Consider the following 21,327-nt stretch of genomic DNA (forward strand, 5'->3'; position numbering starts at 1 on the left):
TCAAATACTTTAAAAGGACTGTTGTATCATCGATTACTTGACGATACAACAGCCTCTTTTTTTGTTTTTGCATAACTACAGTGTTATGCATCAATCTTTTACTTGAATCACGATCACTTTCAGATAATCTCCCTGCTTAAAATGCTTATTCACCGCAAAATCACCCGGCAATGAGAATTCTTCCAGAATCGTATATTTCTTTTGTTTAGCCTGAAACCCGCGCTGGATCATCTCTTTGAATTTCTTCATTCCAAAAGAAGCAGTATTGGTGGATGCAATAATCACACCGTCCTTTTCCAGCAAGTCAATGGAATTCTCTATCAGCTCCGGATAGTCCTTTGCTGTCCGGAAGGTTCTTTTCTTAGAACGCGCAAAGCTTGGCGGATCCAAAACAACGACATCGAATTGCAGCTTCTTCCGCTTCGCATATTTGAAATAATCAAATACATCCATCACGATAATATCCTGCTGTTCAAAATCAACCTCATTTACACTGAACTGTTCAATGGTTTTACTTTTACTCCGTTTTGCTAAGTCTACGCTGGTGGTTTTTGCTGCTCCTCCAAGTGCAGCGGCTACGGAGAAAGCGCCGGTATAGGAAAAGGTGTTTAATACATGCTTTCCTTTTGCGTATTTATCGCGTAATGCTTTACGGACATCGCGCTGGTCTAAGAAAATGCCCACCATCGCTCCATCATTCAGGTAAACCGCATAGTTCATGCCATTTTCCTTTACGATAAGCGGGAATTCGCCTCTTGTCCCTTTTACAAAATCGTCACCCTCTACATACTGTCCTTTCGTGTCAAAGCGTTTCTTTTCGTAGATTCCCTGATAGTCACCCAGTTCATCAAAGACTTGTATAACCCAGTCTTTGAACGCATAAATCCCTTCACTGTACCATTGGATAACATAGTAGCCTTCAAAATAGTCAATAATCAAGCCGCCGATTCCGTCTCCTTCTCCGTTAAACACACGAAAGGCAGTTGTTTCTTCTGCCTGATAATAGGAGCGGCGCTTATTTATCGCTGTGAGCAGCTTTTGTTTAAAGAAGCCTTGGTCAATGGTGTCTTCTTGTTTAAACGTTAACACCCAGCCCATTCCTTTATTTTGGCGACCTGTATAAGCCTGTGCCAAAAATTCTCCCTGCTGTGCATGAAGGGCAATGATTTCTCCTTCATGAAGCTTATCCGCTCCATGAATAGCTTCTTCTAAAATCAATGGATTTTGCTGTTTGATATGTTTTACATGCGTTTGTTTTACCGTTACCCGCTTCATTGCTTCACCCTTATTTCTTAACTATATTCGGGTCTTCAATCACTGCAAAAATGCAGGTATCTCTCAGTTCCCCGTTTTCTTCTATAACATCATTTCTCAAAATTCCTTCCAGTTCAAAGCCGGATCGTTCAGCAACTGTTTTACTTCTGCTATTTTTAGGATCACATCGGATTTCTACCCGATTTGCAGCGAGCTCCCGAAAAGCAAAGGAAGTCAGTCCTTTTACCAGCTCTGTGACATAGCCTTTTCCACTATGCTTTGTATCAACCCAATATCCAATCTCAAATTTTCTTACATCCCAATTAATGCGATGCAGACCGCTGGAAATCATAAATTCTCCAGTTTCTTTATCAAAAGCATGGAAACGTAAATCTTCTCGCGAAAGAAAGTTCAAATAAGCTTCCTTTGTTGTTTTTTGCACATCCTGCTCCGTCTGCTCCTGACGTGCAAATGGAAGCCAGGGCTTCAATTCATTGATAGAAGCCTGCATTGCAGTATAAATAGGCTTCCAATCTTCAGGCTTTGGCGCCCGGATAATTAAACGCTCTGTTTCAAATTGGTCTGGAAAGGATAATAAGATTGGTTCCATTGTATTGTTCTCCCCCACATCATAAAAATTATTTTTCACGCAGCTTCAAATAAAATTCACTTGTATTACCTTTTTCATATAAATTTGTCATAGAAGTAGAATATTCGTTGATAGTCGCGGAAAAAGCTATGGATTTCTCCGGGATTTCCACCTCAAAATCATTTTTATAAAGCAAGGATGTCACGTCATGATAGGTTTCACTAATTACATCAAATGAAAATGCAACCTGCTTTTTGTCAGCTGTTTCATCCAATTCAACCTGTTTCCCCTCAAACGATTGCCCATTAATTTTGATTTCCATGTAATCTCCTCCCTATTTACATCCTACGCGTTGGCTTCGACGTTCCACAAGTACAACATCGCGCCATCTGCCGTCTTCCATTTGTCCGATTTTTTCACGAAACCCGACCTTGCGAAAGCCCATCTTTTCATGCAGCTTCAGGCTTCCTGTATTTTCCGGAAAGATTTCGGATTGCAGTGTCCACATTCCTGCTTCTTCACTTGCTTCAATCAATGCTTGCAGCAGCTTTGTTCCAATGCCTTTTCCCATAGCATCTTTATGCAGGTAAATACTTACCTCGGCAACGCCCTGGTATGCTTCTCTTGCAGAAATAGGCAGCAGCGATGCCCAGCCAAGAATTTTCTCTCCCTCGCGGAAAACCAGCCGGCACTGCGGTAAATGATCTCGGTCCCAATCATCCCAGGATTTCCAGTCAGGTTCATTCATTTCAAACGTTGCATTCTGTGTTTCCATTCCATGATAGTATATTTCCAATACCTGTTCCCAGTCTTCCGGCTTCATTTGTTCAATGAAAAAACTCATACATCCAAGCTCCTTTTTCACGATAGATAGTGATTCATATATTACAGGCTTTTGATATGAATTTCTAGTGGATAAGACAAGTTACATAATTATTTGCTACAATAATTAGAAACGTTGAAAAAAGGAAGTGAATCAAATGAAAGTCTATGTCGATGCAGATGCCTGCCCTGTCAAAAACATTATTATAGAGGAAGCTGGTCACAAGAAGGTTCCTGTTGTGCTGGTAACGAGTATCTCACATTTTTCTTTACAGGAGTATCCAGAAGGGGTGGAAACCATTTATGTAGACACAGGTGCAGATGCTGCGGATTACCGGATTATGCAGCTGGCGAAAAAGAATGATATTGTCGTTACACAGGATTATGGACTGGCTTCGCTTGCACTTGCGAAGGGCTGTTATGTACTGCATCATAAAGGGTTCGCCTATACCAATGATAATATCGATCAGCTGCTGCAGTCCCGTTACTTGAGTGCGAAAGAGAGACGGAGCGGGAAGCACACTAAGGGCCCTAAAGCATTGACCGGAGAAGACCGGCAAAAGTTTCTTGAGCTTTTTCAAAAATATCTGCCGGAAAAGGGCTGAAAAAAACACTCTTTCTGTTTTCTTAACCTTCATTACCTGTTAGAAAACGTTAGAGTGCTTTTTTGTTACATTATTCCTCTTCCGTAAAAGCTGCATAATTTGTGGAGAATAAATGCTTTATCGGATCTTCCGGGTCAGCGATTTTTTTCGCATGATTGACTGCAATCGGTCCTTCATTAAACGCTCCGGCAATCAATCCAAGCTTATCCGGGTAATGCGCGATATCACCGATTGCAAATACTCCTTCAACCGATGTCTGCATGCTGGAATCCACCGCAATCATGCCATCAATCATTTCCAATCCCCACGTCGTGATTGGTTCCAGATTGATTTGAAAACCGTGATTAACCACCAGCCGGTCAACCTGAAGCTCTTTTTCCTCCGCTTCATCCTCTAAATGACCAAGGACCGCCTTTTCAAGCTGGCCATCTGTTCCATGCAGTGCTTTGATTTCATACGGTGTCATGATGCTCACACGCGAATTTTTCAGCTTGGTCACACTGCTCTCCAGTCCTTTAAACTGATTGCGGCGATGAATGAGCGTCACACTCTTTGCTATATTTTCAAGCTCCAGTGCCCAATCTACCGCACTGTTGCCGCCACCGGAAATCAGGACATGCTTATCATAATAATCTGCCAGCTTTCTTACCGTGTAATGCAGGCTTTTCTCTTCGTAATAGACTGCTTCCGGATGGTCCAATTTTACAGAATGTAAGGTTCCAAACCCGGTTGCCAGCATAACTGTTTTCGAATAATGAACATTTCCGTTGCTGCTTACAAGCTGAAAAATTCCATCTTCCATTCGCTGCATATCCACGACCTGTTCTCCTAAAACAATTGCCGGGTCAAATGTCATCGCCTGTTCTACCAGCTGTTCTGTTACTTCTTCGCCGGTAGCCTGCGCAATACCGCCAATATCGCGAATTACCTTTTCCGGATAAAAGTAAGGCACTTTTCCGCCAAGGTATGGCAGATATTCAATAATTTTGGTCTTCATTTCCCGCATTCCGCTATAGAAGGCGGCAAACAATCCGGCAGGCCCGCCGCCAACAATCGTTACGTCATAAATTTCTTCCTTCATGATTACCTACGTCCTTTCCCCATTTTTATTTTGTCTTCATCAGTAGATAAACAAAATAAGGTGTACTGACGATTGATACCACAATTCCCACTGGTATCGTAGTCGGTGCTAAAATATTACTTCCAATCATATCAGCTGTCATTAATATAAATGCACCCAGCAAGGCGGAAATCGGAATCACATAATGGTGCAGCGGTCCAACCAGCTTGCGGACAATATGTGGAACAACTAATCCTAAAAAGGCAATCGCTCCGCCTGCCGCAACGGATGCTCCTGCTAATGCGACAGCAATTAATAATAAGACGCCCCGCTCTCTCTCTACATGCGTTCCAAGACCAGAAGCAACATCATCTCCTAAATGAAAAACATTTAAGTTTCTTGCTTTTTTTATAGCAACTGGAATCAGAATCAGCATCCAAGGTAATAATGCTAAAACAAAGCTCCAGTTCTCACTCCAAATCTCGCCAGATAGCCAGATGGTTACCTGACGATAATTTTGTGGATCCATTCTTAGCTGTAGAATAGTCATAAGTGCGCCAAATGCTGCGTTTACCCCGATTCCGACCAGCACAAGCCGAATCGGTGATACTCCTTTTTTCCAGGCAATGGCATAAATCAAAACGGCCGCCGTAAAAGCTCCAATTAACGCAACAAAAGGAAGCATGTAAGTGCTGAGCGCACTGGTTGCCGGAATAACTCCCTGAAAGAAATAAAGGAATAAGACAATGGCAAAGCCCGCGCCTGAATTAATTCCCAATATCCCCGGATCAGCAAGTCCATTTTGGGTAATGCCCTGCATAATGGTTCCGGAAACAGCCAAGCCGGCTCCAATTAATAATGCTAAAATAATACCCGGCAGCCGAAATTGAAACAAGACAAGCTCCTGCCTGTCTGATCCCTGTCCCATTAACGTTTGAATGACTTCTCCGGGAGAAATCGAAATGGCACCCAGATTTAAACTGATAAAGGAAAAAACAATCGTTCCGATAATCAATATGCTTATTATCATCCAAAACCGAAATCTCTTTTGCTTTTCTACTGTATTCATTTTCTGTCACCCCCGCTGCCTCTGGCTAAATAGAGGAAGAATGGAACACCGATAATCGATGTAATCGCTCCTACCGGTGTTTCAAAAGGGGCATTGATAATTCGTGCAATCAAATCTGCATTTACCAGCAATAAAGCTCCAAACACTGCGGAGGTCGGAATAATCCAGCGGTAATCTGTGCCAATAATAAACCGTGTGATATGCGGGATAATCAGCCCCACAAACCCGACGGAACCCGCAACCGAAACCGCCGCACCAGTTAATATTAAAACAACCGCAATCCCGGCAATTTTAATAAAGGTGTTATTCTGCCCCAAGCCAGTAGATAAATCATCACCAAGACTTAAGACCGTAATTGATTTTGCAATGGATAATGCCAGTACAATCCCTATCACTCCTGCAACAAGGAGGAGGCTTATCGCATTCCAGCCCGCTCCATCTAAACCGCCTGCAAGCCAAAAGCCGATATCTCTCTCCAGCTGAAAATGCAGAGAAAGTATCGAGGAAACAGATCGTAATAATGTACCAATTGCTACTCCAGCCAGTGCCAATTTAACCGGTGTTAACCCGCTGCTGGAAAAAGAGCCGATTAAAAATACCAGTGTTACTGCGATACCTGCCCCAATAAATGAAGCAAACATTAAGCCCACATTCGAAACTGCCGGATAAAAAGCAAGAATGATTACAAGCATAAATGCAGCACCGTCTGTTACCCCCATAATCGATGGAGAGGCAAGCGGATTCCGTGTCATCCCCTGCATCACAGAGCCCGATACAGCTAAAAACGCCCCTACCAGCACTGCAGCCAGAGCCCGAGGAATCCGGAGCTCCCAAATAACCTGATGCGCCTGCTCTCCTTCACTAAACTGGAAAACAGCCTGCCAAACCGTATGTAAATCTACTGTGGTTGCACCATAAGAGATAGACATGCCAACCGAAAAAACAACGAGACAAATGCCTATCATATTTATCAATACTTTTCTTAATTGAGAAGAATGTGAAAACAATCTCATTTCTTGTATACTCCTATTATTTCTTCATAGAATATGATTGTGCTATGATATCACTTTTTAAAGTGCAAAACAAAAGTCCTTTCCTATTTCTACGTACTAAAAACAATGTATCTCTATTGTGCTGTAACGTATTGACTTTCTAATTGAAAGTGATTATCATTATCGTTAGACGTTCATTATAACATAAAAGGAGAAAAAGAGATGAACAAATTAATGCAAAAAAGATATTTATTTATATTGATACTTACTGCCCTCTTACTTCTTGCTGCTTGCGGCAACAGTAATGATGGCGAATCTGATGATGCAGATACATCCGGCGATACCGACGAAGCAGCTGAAATTACTGTTGATTCGGAGATGGGGGAAGTTACTATTCCTGCAAATCCCGAAAAAATCCTTGCTTCCTATAATGAGGACACGTTGATCGCGCTTGACGAAACGCCTGTCGCAAAATGGGCAATCGGCGAAAGTGTCCAGGATTATTTGGAAGAAGATCTTGCAGATGTAGAAACCATTGAATGGACACTGCCTTTAGAGCAAGTGCTAAGCATAGAGCCTGACCTTATTATATTGGACCATACCTTAGATAACTATGAAGGCTCTTATGAAGACTACGCAGCAATCGCTCCAACCTATGTACTGTCCGAAGAAGAAGTAAATGATTGGAAAGTACGTTTACAAAAATTTGGAGAAATCCTTGGAAAAGAAGATGAAGCGGAACAAGCATTGGCAGATTACGATGAAAAGGTAAACCAGGCAAAGGAAGAGCTTAATGACACATTAGGCGATGAATCTGTTGCAATGATGTGGGTTGTCGGCGGCAAATATTTCTTGTTTGAAGAAAACCGTCACACGGCAGATATGATTTACAATGAATTAGATGTAGAAGCTCCTGAGATTGTAGAAGAACTTGGAAAAGGCGAAGAGGCTTGGAACCCAATTTCTTTAGAAAAGCTTTCTGAAATGGATGCCGATCATCTGATTATTTTAGGCTACGAAGACGATGAAGGCATCGAAGCATTGAAAAACAGCAACGTCTGGAATAATACCGACGTTGTTCAAAATGATCAGGTCTACTACATTGAAGACGAAAGTAACTGGACAAACAGCGGTCTCGTTGCTTCAGAACAAACCATTGACATGCTTGTTGATTTATTTAAATAAGACATCAAGTTAAATAAAACAACATGCTTTATCATTTAGAACCCTTATGAAATCAAATGTATTCTCATTGATTTCATAAGGGTTTCTTTTTTTAATCAGGTTAATATAAGGTTCTCTTCGCCTCCTCTTTCTCATATATTTTATTAAATTGTCACCTAATTGAAAACTATTATCATTGACTATTTACCCTTCTAGCAATAAAATGAAGTTAGTAGCTATACGCACCTTTTTAGGTCAGGAGGCGTTTTCATTGAACTCATTAACAGCAAGCAACTTAACACTTGGGTTCGGAGATCGGATTATTATAGATGAATTAGACATTGCTATCCCTAAAGGGGAAATCACTGTTTTTATTGGCCCAAACGGCTGTGGAAAATCAACTTTATTACGTTCTTTGGCACGTTTATTAAAGCCAAAGCAGGGATCTGTTATATTAAATGGACAAAATATCGCTAAAATGCGTACACGAGATGTTGCGCAGAATATGGCTATTCTGCCTCAAGCGCCGACCAGCCCCGAAGGATTGACGGTTTATGAACTTGTCAAACAAGGCAGGCACCCTTATCGCAAGGTGATGAAGCAATGGTCCAAAGAGGATGAAGACGCGGTACAAAAGGCATTAGAAGATACAAATATGTCCGATTTAAAAGATCAGTCTGTCGATTCGCTGTCGGGCGGACAGCGTCAGCGTGCATGGATTGCCTTAACGTTAGCACAGGATACAGACATTATTTTATTGGATGAACCGACTACTTATCTTGATTTAACCCACCAAATCGATGTGCTTGACCTTCTGTTTGAATTAAACGAAAAAGACGGCCGTACAATTATTATGGTACTGCATGATTTGAATCTGGCAAGCCGCTATGCGCATCATATTATTGCGATTAAAGATAAAAAAGTATATGCACAGGGAAAGCCGGAGGATACCATTTCCGCTGAGCTTGTCTCCGCCGTTTTCCGGATGCGGTGCAATATTGCATGTGACCCGATTTTTGGTACGCCAATGTGTATACCGCATGGACGCGGAAACTGTTTGATTAAAGATGCTGTACAGGAGAATTCCATCCATAAGACACCAAGAGCTTTATAATAAGACTGGAAAAACCAGACAATGATTTTATCAAAATCGAAGTTTGTCTGGTTTTTTCTTTGTTCCTGCAGGGATGATGATTATACAAGGAATCATGGTTCAAGGAGGAAAGAACAATGAACGGATCAGCGGAAGGATATATAGAATTTTTTGTATATGTTATCGGAATGGGAATCGTTATATTCCTGCTGAGTATGCTCCTAAAGGAAAAAAGAATTATTCTTCCTTTGATTACTTGTCTTTTAAGCTTTTTACTCATCCTGACAAGCTTTTTTGTTACAGACGGCTGGCAAGGATTAGGACTGCTATTTATAGGAGCTTGCGCTTTGTTAGCCTCCATCTTAAATATCTTACTAATGGCTGGAACCACATGGTATAAATCGAAAAATGAGAAAGAGTAATTACTGGCTGTATATATTGAAGTAAGAAGTTACATTTTTGTATTACTCATTAAAGTGAATGATGATTGAAGCAGTAACCAGCGGAAGAAAAACACGGAGACTCCTATGGGAAAGCGCAATGGTTTTCGGTGGGACGAGTAATCGCAGTCCCAGTCCCAGTGTGAAGACCCCGCAGAAAAAAAGCGTACTTCTTTTTTTCTACCCGCGGGGCATAAGTGCGACTATGCTTCTGTCTGCGCCTGCCGGCTTGCCATTCAGCAAGTCTTCTTTTCACCCGCAGGGCATAAGTGCGACTATGCTTCTGTCTACGCCTGCCGGCTTGCCATTCAGCAAGTCTTCTTTAAAGGAGATGAGCTCGGGCCCATGGAAAGCGTAGTGTTTTTCTGTAGCGAAGCTTTTAATATTAAGTTAATATTAATTTCAATTTATGTATCCATTTTCTTTTAATGACAAAACTTCTTATTTCCGCTATACTGTAATCAACAATAATCGAAAGGGTGAACAAAGGGAACATGAAGTACTAATCCTGTTTTTTTAAAAGAATGAATTTCATAAGAGGATGATAACAGCAGATCGGAAACTCAGAATCCGTGTGCCCTCTTGCTGTATTATTTTTCATGCTCTCATGGAACGATTTCAGAACAGGATTAGCCTTTTATCCTTTGTGATAAATACCCGTATGAAATGAGCGATACGTATGCCCATTTCATTTTTTGGCGACTCCTGTTCTGAATGCAGAATAGGGGTTTTTTTATGCAATTAACTCCCCTATTCCCATCCTTCATAGATACGGAGATGATTTTATGAGAATTTTAGAAGCACATCATATCAAACACAGTATCAAAGATCGGGAATTATTTTCGATAGAGCATTTGGTTGTTCATGCCAAAGACCGGATTGGTTTAGTCGGAAAAAATGGCTCGGGCAAAACAACGCTGCTCAACCTGCTTGCCGGTAACATTCCACCGGAGCAAGGTACGATTCATATGCATACTTCGGTGGAATTATTGCCACAATTAAAAGAGAAGCGTGATCAAAAAAGCGGCGGCGAAGTGACGCAGGCGTATATTGTAGAAGCTTTACAGAAACAAACCGGTCTCCTCCTTGCTGATGAACCGACAACCAACCTGGATACTGCTCATATTGAATGGGTTGAAAAGCAGCTGTCCCATTGGCAGGGGGCATTAATTATCGTCTCTCATGATCGTAATTTTTTAGATAAACTATGTCAGCAAATTTGGGAAATTGACGAAGAGCACATCCAAATTTATTCCGGCAATTATACAGCATACCGGGAGCAAAAGGATAAAGAACTCGAAAAACAACGGCTGGATTATGAGCATTATCAGCAGAAAAAAAGGCAGCTTGAGCGTGCGATAGAGAAAAAAGAACAAAAAGCACAGCGGGCAACCAAAACACCGAAAAGCAAAATTGGCTCTACGGAAGAATCCTTAAAAGGGGCGAAACCCTACTTTGCGAAAAAGCAGAAAAAGCTGCAAAAAACATCCAAAGCTTTAGAAAGCCGGTTAGATAATATGGAAAAAGTGGATAAGGTAAAAGAAGCTGCTCCCTTGAAAATGACACTTCCCCATCAAGAGAAATTACAGCAGAAAATTATTTTACGGATAGAGGATGTAGAAGGTGCTGTTCCCGGAAAGCAACTATGGGAAAAAGCCAGTTTAAATATCAAAAATGGAGATAAGGTTGGCATCATCGGTTCAAATGGAGCAGGCAAAACCACGTTCATTAAAAAAATAATGCATAAAGATATCGGTATCACCTTAAATCCGTCTATAAAAATTGGTTATTTTCAACAGGATTTATCTACCTTAAACCAGGAAAAGTCGATTCTGGAAAATGTCAAAGAAACATCTAAGCAGGATGAAACTCTGATTCGGACGGTTTTAGCGCGGCTGCATTTCTATGGTGATGATGTTTTTAAGCCTGTCCATGTACTCAGTGGCGGAGAGCAGGTTAAGGTGGCATTTGCAAAGCTTTTTGTCAGTGATATCAATATGCTGATTCTTGACGAGCCGACAAACTACCTCGATATCGAGGCGGTCGAAGCATTAGAAGATCTGCTTCAAGCCTATGAGGGCACTGTTTTATTTGTATCCCATGATCGGCAGTTTATCAATAATATCGCAACCAAGGTCATTAAAATAAGCCAGCAGCAGCTTACCTTTTTTGATGGAAGCATCCAGCAGCTCCATAAAGAATCAACAGAAAAAGAAACACAGGAAGATCCAATCGAACAGCAGTTAATGATTATTGAAACAAAGATAACAGAAACATTAAGCAAGCTCAGCCTGGAGCCGTCGGATGAACTGGATCAGGAATTTCAAAAGCTTCTCCAGCAAAAACGCACGCTTTTAAATCAACAAGAGGAATGATAGAATAAGATTTGTTCAGCAGGAGATTCTCTCTCCTGCTTCTCTTCTATACCCATTTCAGAAAGGAACTTCACCATGGAGCAAACAATGAAATCAACCGATAAAGCAGCCATAGAACTAAACCATGTCAGCTATTCTGATGAAGATTTAGATATTATTAAAGATATATCCGGCTTCCTGTCTGAAGGAAAAATCACCACCTTTGTCGGCCCTTCCGGAGCTGGAAAGACAACGATATTCCGCTTATTAAACGGATTGATTTCTCCAACCAAAGGGGACATCTATCTATTTGGAAAAAACATTCAAACCATGGAACCGACTGCGTTACGGCGTACCGTTGGCATTGCACTTCAAGATGCGACGATGCTGCGGGGGAGCGTTTATAAAAATCTGGCTATGCCAAAAACACTTCAAAACCAAGAATTAGAAAAAGAAGAGGCAGCGCATTTGCTTACGCAGGTTGGACTGGATGCTTCTTTTCTCCACCGGGATGTTACAGATTTATCCGGAGGCCAGCGGCAAAAGGTGTCCATTGCACGTACGTTTGTCAATCGTCCAAAGGTCTTGCTGCTGGATGAGATTACCTCCTCCCTCGACCGGGTATCCACATCGGATATAGAGCAGTTAATCCAGCATATTAATCAGAAATTCTCTGTGACCATTGCCTGGATTACTCATAATTTAGAACAAGCTTTACATATTGGCGATGATACATGGGTCATGATGAACGGCGAACTCGTTGAGGCAGGCAGGAAAGACTTATTGAAAAATCCGGCTGACTCCCGGGTACAGGAATTTGTGAAGGGGGAATGGCAATGAGCGTCCTAAACTTGAGCTTATCGCTTATTTTCGTCCTGATTCCTTTAATCCTTTCTAAAACGTTACGTCTCGGCTTGGAAAAAGATACGTTTATCGCAACCATTCGATCGATTATTCAGCTTATAGCTGTCGGCTTTATTTTAACCTTTGTCTTTGAATCAGACAGTTATCTTTTTATTATCTTAATGGTTGCTCTCATGATTGGCGCAGCCACACATAATGCACAGAAAAAAGGCGCATCAATCAAGGGAATCATATGGAAGCTGATTCTGACATTTGTTTTTATTGAGCTGCTGACACAGGGTATTCTATTGGGATTTCAAATTACACCGCCGACTGCACAATACATTATCCCTATCAGCGGAATGGTTGTCGGTAATTCCATGGTGCTTGCCATTCTTTTTCTGAACCGTTTCACATCAGAAATCCAAACACAGAAAAAAGAAACAGAGCTCCTGCTTTCTTTAGGCGGAACACCAAAGCAGGCTATCCATTTGCCCTTGATTCATTCTATTAAAGCGAGCTTGATTCCCACGATTGAAAGTCAAAAAACAATCGGTCTCGTTCAACTGCCGGGAATGATGAGCGGGCAGATTATTGCTGGAGCTGACCCAATCCAAGCAGTCCAATTCCAGCTGTTAATTCTCTTTCTATTATTGACAACAGCTGCTGTAACCAGCATTATGCTTGGTTTTCTCTCCTATCCGACACTGTTTAATGAACGGATGCAGATGCATAAGATTAAAACGGATGAAGAAAATTAAAGCTCTAAAACTGTTATGTCATTATATCTCTATAATATCGATGATAAAATAGCTGGAAAATACAAGGGGTTTTCAGCAAATACATCCTTGCTGAAAATTCCTGCTAAGTTAGATACAAATATAGGCAGGAAAAGAAGCAAATCAAACGCAATTCCTGCTGCATCTAGATGTTCTTCAAATTTATTCTTGCTCACATTAACTCTCCTTCATTTCTCAATCATCAATCTTTCTTATCGTTTTCCCTACCATGTGTTCCGCGACACTTTTTCTTAGGTTAAACAGCCGCCCTGTAAAGAACGCTGTAATGACTGTAACACCAGAGGATTTTTGATGCCGCAAAGCACATACCTCTCCCTCGCTCACTTGACAAATTAGTTATCATTCATTATTATTTAATTACATATATCTTAATTAAATATATTTTTATATCACAAAAGAGAGGTGATTATTTTGGCTGAAAATTTATCATTGAAAGCTTTCGTCATTACCATGAAAGCTTCTAAAGCGTTAGAAGAATTAACAAAAAAAGATATCAAAAATCACGGCATGCGCGCATCTGACTTTGCTATTTTAGAAGCATTGTATCATAAAGGCAGACAAACTATCCGGGAAATTTCGGAATCCGTATTGATCAGCACAGGGTCGATAACCTACGTCATTGATAAGCTTGAAAAAAAAGAGCTCTTAATCCGGACAAATTGTCCTGATGACAGAAGAGCAGTTTATTTAGAAATTACAGCAAAAGGAAAACAAATGATGGATGAGATTTTCCCGAAGCATCAGCAGGTGATTGAAGAGATGTTCCAAGGAATTTCAGAGAGCGATAAAGCGACTGTTATCGAGGTATTGAAAAAGGTTGGCCATCAAGCCGCTGAAAAAGAATAACGCAAGTGGGAAGGATGAACATCAATGAAGTATATCTATGAAGAAAAAGCGGGTCCGACTGGTCCTACCCTGCTTCTCCTGCATGGAACAGGCGGTACAGAAAATGATTTATTACCTTTAGCGAATATCATTGATTCAGAGGCAAATGTTTTGAGCGTTCGCGGAAACGTGTTGGAAAACGGCATGCCCCGTTTTTTCCGCCGTTTGGAGGAAGGTGTTTTTGATGAAGAAGATTTAATCAAACGCACAGAAGAATTACATGATTTTTTAAATGAGGCTAGCCAAAAAGAAGGTTTTGACCGAAAACAAGTTACAGCAATCGGCTATTCGAACGGAGCTAATATTGCCGGAAGCCTTTTATTCCATTATAAAGACTCCCTGCAAAAGGCAATTCTTCATCATCCGATGGTACCGAGAAAGGGCATTGACCTTCCGGATTTAACTGGTACAGACGTGTTTATTGCTGCGGGTAATAATGATCCGATGTGCCCTCCGGAAGAAGCGGAGGAATTGCAGCGTTTGCTGGCAAATGCCGGGGCTAAAGCTGATATCCATTGGGAGAGTAATGGACACCAGCTGACTATGAGCGAAGTTAAAGCAGCTGCCAGCTGGTATGCAAAGTAAAAGAAGGAGACCGGGTCTCCTTCTTTTTTAATTTCTTATAATAATGTAGACGGTATATGCTACATATATAAGAGCAAGTATAATCCCTTCTCTTCTTCCAATTCGAAAGCTTGTTCTGGAAAAAATCAATAGAAGGATGGTCAGCACAATCATTATCCAAATATCTGTGAAGATAACAGGGTTGATGGATAAAGGAGTAATCAGCGATGCTGCACCAAGAACAAATAAGATATTAAAAATACAGCTGCCGACCACGTTTCCTAAGGCAATTTCACTTTCATTTTTAAGCGCTGCAGATATCGAGGTAACTAATTCGGGCAGGGAGGTTCCTACTGCGACGATGGTCAGACCGACCAGCGCCTCACTCATCCCCCATGACAGAGCAATTTCTGTTGCATTGGTTACAACGAATTGCCCTCCCAAAATAATGGCAGCCAATCCGAGAAGCGTAATGAAGGTGCTCTTTCCCCATTTTACATTGGAATCTCTGACTGCTTTGGTTTCTTTTCTGCTTTTCAAACCGACCTCAATGATGTAATACATAAAAATCGCTAAAAACAGAAAGAAAATGATTCCATCGCCTCTGCTGAGGATATCTGCTCCCGAACCTTGCAGCAGCACATCGCTACCTAAGGCAAACAAGGCTACTGCCGCCAGTAATGCAAAAGGAATCTGTTTGACTATCATTTCATTTTGAACCCGAAGCGGATAAATTGCAGCTGCCAAACCGATAACAAGCGTAATATTAAAGATATTACTTCCCACGACGTTTCCAACTGCTACATCGGCTGTTCCTTGCACTGCTGCAATAATACTTACCGTTGCTTCCGGTGCACTTGTCCCTAAGGCAACAATCGTTAATCCGATTAAAATCGGTGGAACGCGCAGCAGCTGAGCAACATTAGAGGAGCCGTCAACAAACCAGTCTGCCCCTTTTACTAACAATCCAAATCCAATAATTAATAAAATATATTCCATGGAGGTGCTCCCATCTCTCGCTGTATATTGTGTTTTTATTCTACCTCAATTGGATTTACCTATCCACTTTTTTCAAGCAGATGTTTTTTATTTTGCTGCAACAGTTAGAAAAATATGATTTCCTGCAGGGTCCTTTACCATTCCTTCATCAGCCGGATAACCTAATGCTGCCAATCTTTGAACCACTTTGTCTATCTCCTCTTTATTCGGGTACGTTATTGTAAAAAACTGCATCCCAGCCGCTTGTAAATCTGGAATCGGTGCTCCTTCCCCATTCCATGTATTAATCGCAATATGGTGATGATAACCGTTGTCAGATAAAAAAGATGCTCCAGGAAATCCAGTTACCTCTTGGAACCCTATTCCCTTAATGTAAAATTCCTTTGCTGCCAGCAAATCATTCACATGGAGATGCACATGTCCAATACGTGTTTCCACAGGCATCCCCTGCCAATCACCAGCAGCCTCTGCCAGCAGTCCATCTGCATCAAGCGGATTCGTACTCATTTGCACGGATTCATCTATCCACTTCCAGCTTTTAGACAATCGGTCTCTGGCAACTTCGATTCCATTTCCATCCGGATCAGAAAAATAGAGTGCTTCACTGACAATATGATCGGCAGCCCCTAATTGCAGGCTGTATGCTTTCCCTGCCTGCAGAAGATGTTTTAAAAATGCCGCCAAATCCGCTCTTTGAGGCAATAAAATGGCAAAATGATAAAGCCCTGTGGTTTTGCCTTGTTTCGGCAGCACTCCTTCCGGCTGTTCCAGTATGATTAAAGCCTTCTTTCCATCAGCAGAAAGGATGGCCTGGTTTTCTGTCTCCTCCATCACTTGAAAGCCTAGAAAAGTATGATAAAAATCGAGGGAACGCTGTAAATTCGCTACTTGAATGGTTATATCTGATACATGCATTGTCGGAGATTCAAAAAATTTATTTTCCATATAGTATTAGTCACCTTTCTTAATTGATTTATAATTAACTAAAAATAATAAACTTACTTTATGTAACTTATTATAAATAAAGTAAGTACGATGGTCAAAATATTTGCAGGTTTTTCTTTTTGGCTCTTCACCAAAATCTATGGGTGACATAGTAGATATATATTTGCTGTAAGCGACCGCTACGGAAATACACTACGCTTTCCATGGGCCCCGAGCTCATCTCCTTTAAAGAAGACTTGCTGATTGGCAAGCCGGCAGGCGCAGACAGAAGCATAGTCGCACTTATGTCCCGCGCCTTCCCATAGGAGTCTCCGTGTTTTTCCTCCGCTAGCTTGTTGCTTTTATCACATTTAATTCTATTTTCCAACCATAGATTTTGGTGTTGATTCTTCTTTTTTAATGTTTTTTCAAACGGAAACATTTTTTTAAAACTGCCGTTGAGAGAAAACGCATGAACCCTTCCCTTTATGCCTGTCATTTGGGCAAGATTTTATAATTCATTTAATAAAATACCAAACGTATCACAATACAAGTTCCCTTGACGCTTTTTTTCGCATAATATATAATCCTTATAAGTTTACTTATATTTATTTATTATTTTGAAGGAGAGGTTCTTTATGAAGGTAAAACTGGAGCAGGTAAATAAAAGCTTCCCCAAAGGCAAAACGGATTCGCTCCATGTCCTGCATGATATCGATCTCCAAATTGAAGCTGGCGAATTTGTTTCTTTGCTTGGACCTTCCGGCTGCGGCAAGTCTACGATTTTGAATTTAATCGCCGGTCTGGACAGCCCGACTTCTGGAGAAGTATATGTGAATGATAAAAAAGTTAAAGGACCGGGGACTGACCGGGTCGTTGTTTTTCAACAAGGCGGTTTATTTCCATGGATGAATGTCATGGATAATGTTACATATGGACTGCTGTTGAAAAAAATGAGCAAAAAAGAAGCGGAAGAAAAAGCAATGGAAGGGCTTCGAATGGTGCATCTCGGAAATTTTGCGCATGCTTTTCCCCATGAATTATCGGGAGGCATGCAGCAGCGTGTAGCAATTGCGCGTGCTCTCGTGATGGATCCTGACGTTCTTTTGATGGATGAACCATTTGCAGCCCTTGATGAACAGACACGGCTTATTTTGCATCAGGAGCTGCAAGAAATTTGGCAAAAAACCGGAAAAACCATTCTCTTTATCACGCATAATATTCGGGAAGCACTCACGCTTTCAGAACGGGTATTGCTTATGAGCACGAGACCTGGAGCAATCAAAAAATCTTTCAGAGTACAGGCGGCGCGCCCGCGTAACCCATCAGATAGTGTAATTGTAGATTTAGAAACACGTGTGATGAAGGAATTGGAAGAAGAAATGGAAAAAGTGTTGAAGGAGGAGTTCGGGGATGATTACCGCCTTAAGACGAGCGCTGTTCGTGATCGTGATCGTGACTATATGGGAGATCATATCTAAAACCAACCTGTTTCCGACCTTTATGTTCCCTCCTTTGCTGATCCCGAATGATCCCGGCGGAGTCACGGTATTAAGCACCTTAGTGAACGGTCTGATTTCCGGGCAAATACTCGGAGCTACAGGAATGACGCTTGGGAGGCTGCTGCTCGGTTTTTCCATAGCAGTAATTTTAGGTCTGATTTTTGGGTACTTAATTGCCCGTTATAAATGGGTGGATGATACGCTTGGATTTTTTGTGACTGCGTTACAGTCCATTCCGAGTATTGTCTGGTTCCCTCTGGCTATTGTCTGGTTTGGACTTGGGAATGTAGCCATTTTATTTATTGTGACTATTGGAGCAACCTGGACAATGACAGTAAATGCAAGCACCGGATTTAAAAATGTGCCCAATCTTTATTTAAATGCTGCACGTACATTAGGTTCGTCGGGTACGCATCTTGTGCGGACCGTGATTCTTCCGGCATCTGTACCGCACATCATCTCTGGTCTTCGTGTTGCTTGGGCTTTCGCCTGGCGCGCAATCATGGCTGGGGAGCTTCTCGGTGGGAACGGCGGCCTGGGATATCTGTTAGATATGGGACGCTCCTTGCAATCGATGGATTTAGTACTTTCTATTATGATTGTGATCGGTGTCATCGGTACGATTATGGATAATCAGGTATTTCTTAGAATGGAGCGTTCCGTGGCAAGAAAATGGGGGGTTGGAGCTTAAATGGAAAGGATGAAGGATATGAAAAAGATATTATTCGGCCTGGGTGCGCTTCTTTTGTTAGGAGCGGCAGGCTGCGGCTCAGAAGAAGCTGCCGATGAAATACACATTGGATATTTTCCTAACTTTACACATATCACCACGGTAGTTGCGCTGGAAAATGGTTACTTTGAAGAAGAAATGGGAGAAGAGGTAAATATCGAAACCTCCACATTCCCGGATGGCAGTGCCTTTATGGAGGCTATGTCCACACAGGATATCGACATTGGTACTGTTGGCCCGTCTCCGGCAACAACAACTTATTTAAGAAATCCGGAGCATGAAATCATTGCCGGAGCGGTGAATGGCGGGGCTGTCCTTGCCACTCGTGAAGATTCAGGGATTGAAAGCGTTGAAGATCTTGACGGCATGCGCGTAGCCATCCCGACGATCGGTTCCACGCAAGACATCATGCTGCGAAAAGCATTAGATGAAGTCGGACTCGGAGTAGATGACGATGGTGGAACCATTAGCTTAGTACCGCAGGCGCCTGCCGATACATCCACGCTGTTCCTGCAGGGTGACGTTGATGCTGCGGCCACACAGGAGCCTTGGGGCGTATACCTGGAAAATCAGGCAAACGCCGACATCCTCCTTGATGAAGAAGAATTTGCATGGGGTACAGAATCAACAACAACTGTTGTTACTGCGCGAAAATCATTTACGGAAAGCAATGAGGAATTAACACAGGCCTATTTGCGTGCCCACGCCAGGGCGGTAGAATTTATTGAAGAGAATCAGGAAGAAGCAGTTGAATTATTTGTCAATCACATTGAAGAAACGACAGGCAACGAGTTGGATTATGAGGAGACGCTGGAAGCAAGCGAACGTCTCAATCCGACGTATGAAATCAACGAAGAAGTGCTGCAGGAAATGGCAACGATCAGCTACGAAGCTGGGTATATGCAGTCAGATGAAATTGAAGGATTGGTTAATCGGACATTTTTGGAAGCAGCACTGGAAGAATAACCTGATAACGACGAACTCCCGATTTGACAGCCGGGGGTTTGTTTTTAGTTTCGTTTCTTTTCCATGATGTCACTTCATTTATTTTGTCCGCTCCCTGTTAAACTTGTTTTTATGTTTAAAGGCTTCGCGTTTTCCAAATCATTACATATACAAAACGATTGTTTTCCTTCTTCGATACTGGTATGATAGGCTAGGTTCAACGTGGTTCGTAACCATCCCACGCTAAAAAACTAGGAGGAAAACAGGATATGAATATAAGGACACTTGTGATTAACGGGATTATTGCAGCATTGTATGTCGCCGTATCCCTACTGGTCTCCCCAGTTGCATTTGGGGCGATTCAATTTCGAATATCAGAGATGTTTAACCATTTGATTATCTTTGATAAGCGTTACTTTTTCGGCATTACGATTGGTGTATTTGCATCTAATTTATTTTCAATGGCAGGCGGATTGGATCTTTTATTCGGGACAGCACATACCGCCATATCTTTAGGAATTATTATTTTCTTAAAAAAATATATTAAAAACAAGCTGACACTGCTATTTCTAAATACATTGATTTTCAGCTTTAATATGTTTATTATTGCCTTTATGCTAAATATAGCTTTACAATTACCGTTCCTGCTGACATGGCTTACAACCGGAATCAGTGAATTGATTGTTTTACTGATCGGCATTCCGATCTTCTATACTTTATATAAACGGATACATTTTGATAAAATGATATAATACAGAGAAAAAGACGGTGGAGAATGTAATCCATCGTCTTTTTTAAGAATGGAGAAGTAATTTTTTTAATGATATGAAAAGCTTCCTGGGGCTCTTTCGTTCTCCATGCAATCAATCACAAGGAAGGGAATGAGTAAAATGATTATCCGAAATCAGAACGGCCATTTTATTTTTATAACACAGGTAGACCATGCTTCTGTATCTGGAGAAATAGTTAAAAATCTGGCCTCGGGTTATTTCGAGCATACGCCTTATAAAGATTCTGTTATCTATGCAGCTTATCAGCATGACTGCGGCTGGGAGGCCTTTGACAAGCAGCCTTTTTGGAATGATCAGGCAAATCGTCCCTATTCCTTTATCGATTTTCCAGACATACCAAAAACCGTCTTGTACACGCAGGGTATTGAGCAGGTCCAGGAAAAGGACAGGTATGCCGCATTATTATGCAGTGAACATTATAAGCGTTTTCTCGTAACATCCACGCTCCCTGAAGCAAAAGCGTTTGTTCAGCAGGAAGCAGAGCGGCAGGAATGGCTGATCAGCAGGATGGATCATTTTAATCAAGCGACGTTTGAAATGGATTATACGCTTTTACAGTTTTCCGATAATCTATCTCTGTTCGCATGTATGAATGAGCCGGGAGCCGCGGATAAAGACCTTCATCCTTTTTTTAAAAACGGGATATCCGTTTCAAACACCGCATCCTCCTTTCCATCTGCTTTTTCTGTCAGCTGGGAAGATAAGGAGACAATAACCATGGAACCTTTTCCATTCTCAGCAAACTTTCCAATTACTTTGCTGTATAAAAGTATTCCTAAAACAACCATTCAGCAGCAGGGATTGATGAATGCTTATGAGCATGCCTCTGTTTTATCAAAAACGATTAGGATAAACACCAAAAAATAAGGCTGGCAGCTGCTTCAGCCTTATTTTTTGGTGTT

The 21,327-nt window shown here is 41.5% G+C and carries 25 protein-coding genes and 1 riboswitch; of the genes, 15 read left to right on the forward strand and 10 right to left on the reverse strand.

Annotation, left to right across the window (positions count from 1 at the left end; translation table 11 throughout):
* Window positions 1-90 precede the first annotated feature (90 nt).
* Genes ACW0TQ_RS01375 through ACW0TQ_RS01390 form a run of 4 tightly spaced genes read right to left on the reverse strand, consistent with a single transcriptional unit; the run spans window position 91 to window position 2,687 of the window.
* Window positions 91-1,275, reverse strand: coding sequence for a class I SAM-dependent rRNA methyltransferase (locus ACW0TQ_RS01375; RefSeq protein ID WP_042532054.1), 1,185 nt, complete (start codon window positions 1,273-1,275; stop codon window positions 91-93).
* Between the two features lie 10 nt (window positions 1,276-1,285).
* Window positions 1,286-1,864: a GNAT family N-acetyltransferase gene (locus ACW0TQ_RS01380; RefSeq protein ID WP_042532052.1), complete on the reverse strand. Its 579-nt coding sequence runs from the start codon at window positions 1,862-1,864 to the stop codon at window positions 1,286-1,288.
* Window positions 1,865-1,892: 28 nt separating this feature from the next.
* Entirely contained in the window at window positions 1,893-2,165 is a 273-nt protein-coding gene (locus ACW0TQ_RS01385) for a DUF3219 family protein (protein WP_042532050.1), read from the reverse strand.
* 12 nt (window positions 2,166-2,177) lie between these two features.
* On the reverse strand, window positions 2,178-2,687 hold the full coding sequence (locus tag ACW0TQ_RS01390) for a GNAT family N-acetyltransferase (protein WP_042532047.1): 510 nt from the start codon (window positions 2,685-2,687) through the stop codon (window positions 2,178-2,180).
* 136 nt (window positions 2,688-2,823) lie between these two features.
* Between ACW0TQ_RS01390 and ACW0TQ_RS01395 the strand changes: the two genes are divergently transcribed.
* Window positions 2,824-3,270 carry a YaiI/YqxD family protein gene (locus tag ACW0TQ_RS01395; RefSeq protein WP_042532045.1) on the forward strand — a complete coding sequence of 149 codons (447 nt, stop codon included), beginning with the start codon at window positions 2,824-2,826 and terminating at the stop codon, window positions 3,268-3,270.
* Between the two features lie 70 nt (window positions 3,271-3,340).
* Here ACW0TQ_RS01395 and ACW0TQ_RS01400 read toward each other — a convergent pair whose 3' ends face one another.
* From ACW0TQ_RS01400 to ACW0TQ_RS01410, 3 genes are read right to left on the reverse strand one after another with little or no spacing between them, the layout of a single operon-like run.
* Window positions 3,341-4,351, reverse strand: coding sequence for an NAD(P)/FAD-dependent oxidoreductase (locus ACW0TQ_RS01400; RefSeq protein WP_042532043.1), 1,011 nt, complete (start codon window positions 4,349-4,351; stop codon window positions 3,341-3,343).
* 25 nt (window positions 4,352-4,376) lie between these two features.
* Window positions 4,377-5,399 (reverse strand): FecCD family ABC transporter permease, encoded by a 1,023-nt coding sequence (locus ACW0TQ_RS01405; protein ID WP_042532041.1) that lies wholly within the window; start codon window positions 5,397-5,399, stop codon window positions 4,377-4,379.
* Entirely contained in the window at window positions 5,396-6,412 is a 1,017-nt protein-coding gene (locus ACW0TQ_RS01410; protein ID WP_042532039.1) for a FecCD family ABC transporter permease, read from the reverse strand. The genes ACW0TQ_RS01405 and ACW0TQ_RS01410 overlap by 4 nt, the downstream gene beginning before the upstream one ends.
* Before the next feature lie 201 nt (window positions 6,413-6,613).
* On the opposite strand from ACW0TQ_RS01410, the gene ACW0TQ_RS01415 reads away from it, so the two are divergent.
* From ACW0TQ_RS01415 to ACW0TQ_RS01445, 7 genes are all read left to right on the forward strand, one after another.
* Window positions 6,614-7,576 carry an iron-hydroxamate ABC transporter substrate-binding protein gene (locus ACW0TQ_RS01415; RefSeq protein ID WP_042532037.1) on the forward strand — a complete coding sequence of 321 codons (963 nt, stop codon included), beginning with the start codon at window positions 6,614-6,616 and terminating at the stop codon, window positions 7,574-7,576.
* A 202-nt stretch (window positions 7,577-7,778) separates the two neighbouring features.
* Complete coding sequence (locus tag ACW0TQ_RS01420) at window positions 7,779-8,669, forward strand: ABC transporter ATP-binding protein (protein ID WP_084612916.1); 891 nt, start codon at window positions 7,779-7,781, stop codon at window positions 8,667-8,669.
* 116 nt (window positions 8,670-8,785) lie between these two features.
* Entirely contained in the window at window positions 8,786-9,070 is a 285-nt protein-coding gene (locus ACW0TQ_RS01425) for a YesK family protein (protein ID WP_042532030.1), read from the forward strand.
* A gap of 118 nt (window positions 9,071-9,188) precedes the next feature.
* Complete coding sequence (locus tag ACW0TQ_RS01430) at window positions 9,189-9,446, forward strand: hypothetical protein (protein WP_368901516.1); 258 nt, start codon at window positions 9,189-9,191, stop codon at window positions 9,444-9,446.
* 427 nt (window positions 9,447-9,873) lie between these two features.
* Window positions 9,874-11,463, forward strand: a complete 1,590-nt coding sequence (locus ACW0TQ_RS01435) for a Vga family ABC-F type ribosomal protection protein (protein WP_368901517.1) — start codon at window positions 9,874-9,876, stop codon at window positions 11,461-11,463.
* 75 nt (window positions 11,464-11,538) lie between these two features.
* On the forward strand, window positions 11,539-12,282 hold the full coding sequence (locus ACW0TQ_RS01440) for an ABC transporter ATP-binding protein (protein WP_455725274.1): 744 nt from the start codon (window positions 11,539-11,541) through the stop codon (window positions 12,280-12,282).
* Window positions 12,279-13,046, forward strand: a complete 768-nt coding sequence (locus ACW0TQ_RS01445; protein ID WP_212928598.1) for an ABC transporter permease — start codon at window positions 12,279-12,281, stop codon at window positions 13,044-13,046. The genes ACW0TQ_RS01440 and ACW0TQ_RS01445 overlap by 4 nt, the downstream gene beginning before the upstream one ends.
* 29 nt (window positions 13,047-13,075) lie before the next feature.
* On the opposite strand, the gene ACW0TQ_RS01450 is transcribed toward ACW0TQ_RS01445, so the two are convergent.
* A complete protein-coding gene (locus ACW0TQ_RS01450; RefSeq protein ID WP_193064009.1) occupies window positions 13,076-13,240 on the reverse strand; it encodes a hypothetical protein in 165 nt (54 codons plus the stop codon).
* 247 nt (window positions 13,241-13,487) lie between these two features.
* Here ACW0TQ_RS01450 and ACW0TQ_RS01455 point away from each other — a divergent pair, with 247 nt between their 5' ends.
* Window positions 13,488-13,931 (forward strand): MarR family winged helix-turn-helix transcriptional regulator, encoded by a 444-nt coding sequence (locus ACW0TQ_RS01455; protein WP_319022550.1) that lies wholly within the window; start codon window positions 13,488-13,490, stop codon window positions 13,929-13,931.
* 24 nt (window positions 13,932-13,955) lie between these two features.
* Complete coding sequence (locus tag ACW0TQ_RS01460) at window positions 13,956-14,555, forward strand: alpha/beta hydrolase (protein ID WP_042532024.1); 600 nt, start codon at window positions 13,956-13,958, stop codon at window positions 14,553-14,555.
* Between the two features lie 27 nt (window positions 14,556-14,582).
* Here the strand turns inward: ACW0TQ_RS01460 and ACW0TQ_RS01465 are convergent, their stop codons facing one another.
* Both ACW0TQ_RS01465 and ACW0TQ_RS01470 read right to left on the reverse strand, forming a co-directional pair.
* Window positions 14,583-15,533, reverse strand: a complete 951-nt coding sequence (locus ACW0TQ_RS01465; RefSeq protein WP_212928597.1) for a calcium/sodium antiporter — start codon at window positions 15,531-15,533, stop codon at window positions 14,583-14,585.
* An 87-nt stretch (window positions 15,534-15,620) separates the two neighbouring features.
* Complete coding sequence (locus tag ACW0TQ_RS01470) at window positions 15,621-16,478, reverse strand: VOC family protein (protein WP_212928596.1); 858 nt, start codon at window positions 16,476-16,478, stop codon at window positions 15,621-15,623.
* 617 nt (window positions 16,479-17,095) lie between these two features.
* On the opposite strand from ACW0TQ_RS01470, the gene ACW0TQ_RS01475 reads away from it, so the two are divergent.
* The 5 genes from ACW0TQ_RS01475 to ACW0TQ_RS01495 all read left to right on the forward strand — a co-directional run bounded on the left by ACW0TQ_RS01475 (window position 17,096) and on the right by ACW0TQ_RS01495 (window position 21,292).
* Window positions 17,096-17,938: an ABC transporter ATP-binding protein gene (locus ACW0TQ_RS01475; protein WP_193064013.1), complete on the forward strand. Its 843-nt coding sequence runs from the start codon at window positions 17,096-17,098 to the stop codon at window positions 17,936-17,938.
* Window positions 17,871-18,650 (forward strand): ABC transporter permease, encoded by a 780-nt coding sequence (locus tag ACW0TQ_RS01480; protein ID WP_212928595.1) that lies wholly within the window; start codon window positions 17,871-17,873, stop codon window positions 18,648-18,650. Before ACW0TQ_RS01475 ends, ACW0TQ_RS01480 begins: the two co-directional genes overlap by 68 nt.
* An 18-nt stretch (window positions 18,651-18,668) precedes the next feature.
* A complete protein-coding gene (locus ACW0TQ_RS01485; RefSeq protein ID WP_212928594.1) occupies window positions 18,669-19,655 on the forward strand; it encodes an ABC transporter substrate-binding protein in 987 nt (328 codons plus the stop codon).
* Between the two features lie 195 nt (window positions 19,656-19,850).
* Window positions 19,851-19,895: riboswitch (PreQ1 riboswitch) on the forward strand.
* Between the two features lie 8 nt (window positions 19,896-19,903).
* Window positions 19,904-20,386 carry a QueT transporter family protein gene (locus ACW0TQ_RS01490; protein WP_042532008.1) on the forward strand — a complete coding sequence of 161 codons (483 nt, stop codon included), beginning with the start codon at window positions 19,904-19,906 and terminating at the stop codon, window positions 20,384-20,386.
* Window positions 20,387-20,515: 129 nt separating this feature from the next.
* Complete coding sequence (locus ACW0TQ_RS01495) at window positions 20,516-21,292, forward strand: DUF3891 family protein (protein WP_226894937.1); 777 nt, start codon at window positions 20,516-20,518, stop codon at window positions 21,290-21,292.
* The last annotated feature ends 35 nt before the right edge of the window (window positions 21,293-21,327 follow it).

It is taken from the genome of Oceanobacillus sp. M60, assembly GCF_053839645.1.

Excerpts from the sequence above, each read along its gene's own strand:
- ACW0TQ_RS01375 (WP_042532054.1), bottom strand. The coding sequence starts at position 1,275 with ATGAAGCGGGTAACGGTAAAACAAACGCATGTAAAACATATCAAACAG.
- ACW0TQ_RS01380 (WP_042532052.1), bottom strand. The coding sequence starts at position 1,864 with ATGGAACCAATCTTATTATCCTTTCCAGACCAATTTGAAACAGAGCGT.
- ACW0TQ_RS01385 (WP_042532050.1), bottom strand. The coding sequence starts at position 2,165 with ATGGAAATCAAAATTAATGGGCAATCGTTTGAGGGGAAACAGGTTGAA.
- ACW0TQ_RS01390 (WP_042532047.1), bottom strand. The coding sequence starts at position 2,687 with ATGAGTTTTTTCATTGAACAAATGAAGCCGGAAGACTGGGAACAGGTA.
- ACW0TQ_RS01395 (WP_042532045.1), top strand. The coding sequence starts at position 2,824 with ATGAAAGTCTATGTCGATGCAGATGCCTGCCCTGTCAAAAACATTATT.
- ACW0TQ_RS01400 (WP_042532043.1), bottom strand. The coding sequence starts at position 4,351 with ATGAAGGAAGAAATTTATGACGTAACGATTGTTGGCGGCGGGCCTGCC.
- ACW0TQ_RS01405 (WP_042532041.1), bottom strand. The coding sequence starts at position 5,399 with ATGAATACAGTAGAAAAGCAAAAGAGATTTCGGTTTTGGATGATAATA.
- ACW0TQ_RS01410 (WP_042532039.1), bottom strand. The coding sequence starts at position 6,412 with ATGAGATTGTTTTCACATTCTTCTCAATTAAGAAAAGTATTGATAAAT.
- ACW0TQ_RS01415 (WP_042532037.1), top strand. The coding sequence starts at position 6,614 with ATGAACAAATTAATGCAAAAAAGATATTTATTTATATTGATACTTACT.
- ACW0TQ_RS01420 (WP_084612916.1), top strand. The coding sequence starts at position 7,779 with ATGAAGTTAGTAGCTATACGCACCTTTTTAGGTCAGGAGGCGTTTTCA.
- ACW0TQ_RS01425 (WP_042532030.1), top strand. The coding sequence starts at position 8,786 with ATGAACGGATCAGCGGAAGGATATATAGAATTTTTTGTATATGTTATC.
- ACW0TQ_RS01430 (WP_368901516.1), top strand. The coding sequence starts at position 9,189 with ATGGTTTTCGGTGGGACGAGTAATCGCAGTCCCAGTCCCAGTGTGAAG.
- ACW0TQ_RS01435 (WP_368901517.1), top strand. The coding sequence starts at position 9,874 with ATGAGAATTTTAGAAGCACATCATATCAAACACAGTATCAAAGATCGG.
- ACW0TQ_RS01440 (WP_455725274.1), top strand. The coding sequence starts at position 11,539 with ATGGAGCAAACAATGAAATCAACCGATAAAGCAGCCATAGAACTAAAC.
- ACW0TQ_RS01445 (WP_212928598.1), top strand. The coding sequence starts at position 12,279 with ATGAGCGTCCTAAACTTGAGCTTATCGCTTATTTTCGTCCTGATTCCT.
- ACW0TQ_RS01460 (WP_042532024.1), top strand. The coding sequence starts at position 13,956 with ATGAAGTATATCTATGAAGAAAAAGCGGGTCCGACTGGTCCTACCCTG.
- ACW0TQ_RS01465 (WP_212928597.1), bottom strand. The coding sequence starts at position 15,533 with ATGGAATATATTTTATTAATTATTGGATTTGGATTGTTAGTAAAAGGG.
- ACW0TQ_RS01470 (WP_212928596.1), bottom strand. The coding sequence starts at position 16,478 with ATGGAAAATAAATTTTTTGAATCTCCGACAATGCATGTATCAGATATA.
- ACW0TQ_RS01475 (WP_193064013.1), top strand. The coding sequence starts at position 17,096 with ATGAAGGTAAAACTGGAGCAGGTAAATAAAAGCTTCCCCAAAGGCAAA.
- ACW0TQ_RS01480 (WP_212928595.1), top strand. The coding sequence starts at position 17,871 with ATGATTACCGCCTTAAGACGAGCGCTGTTCGTGATCGTGATCGTGACT.
- ACW0TQ_RS01485 (WP_212928594.1), top strand. The coding sequence starts at position 18,669 with ATGAAAAAGATATTATTCGGCCTGGGTGCGCTTCTTTTGTTAGGAGCG.
- ACW0TQ_RS01490 (WP_042532008.1), top strand. The coding sequence starts at position 19,904 with ATGAATATAAGGACACTTGTGATTAACGGGATTATTGCAGCATTGTAT.
- ACW0TQ_RS01495 (WP_226894937.1), top strand. The coding sequence starts at position 20,516 with ATGAGTAAAATGATTATCCGAAATCAGAACGGCCATTTTATTTTTATA.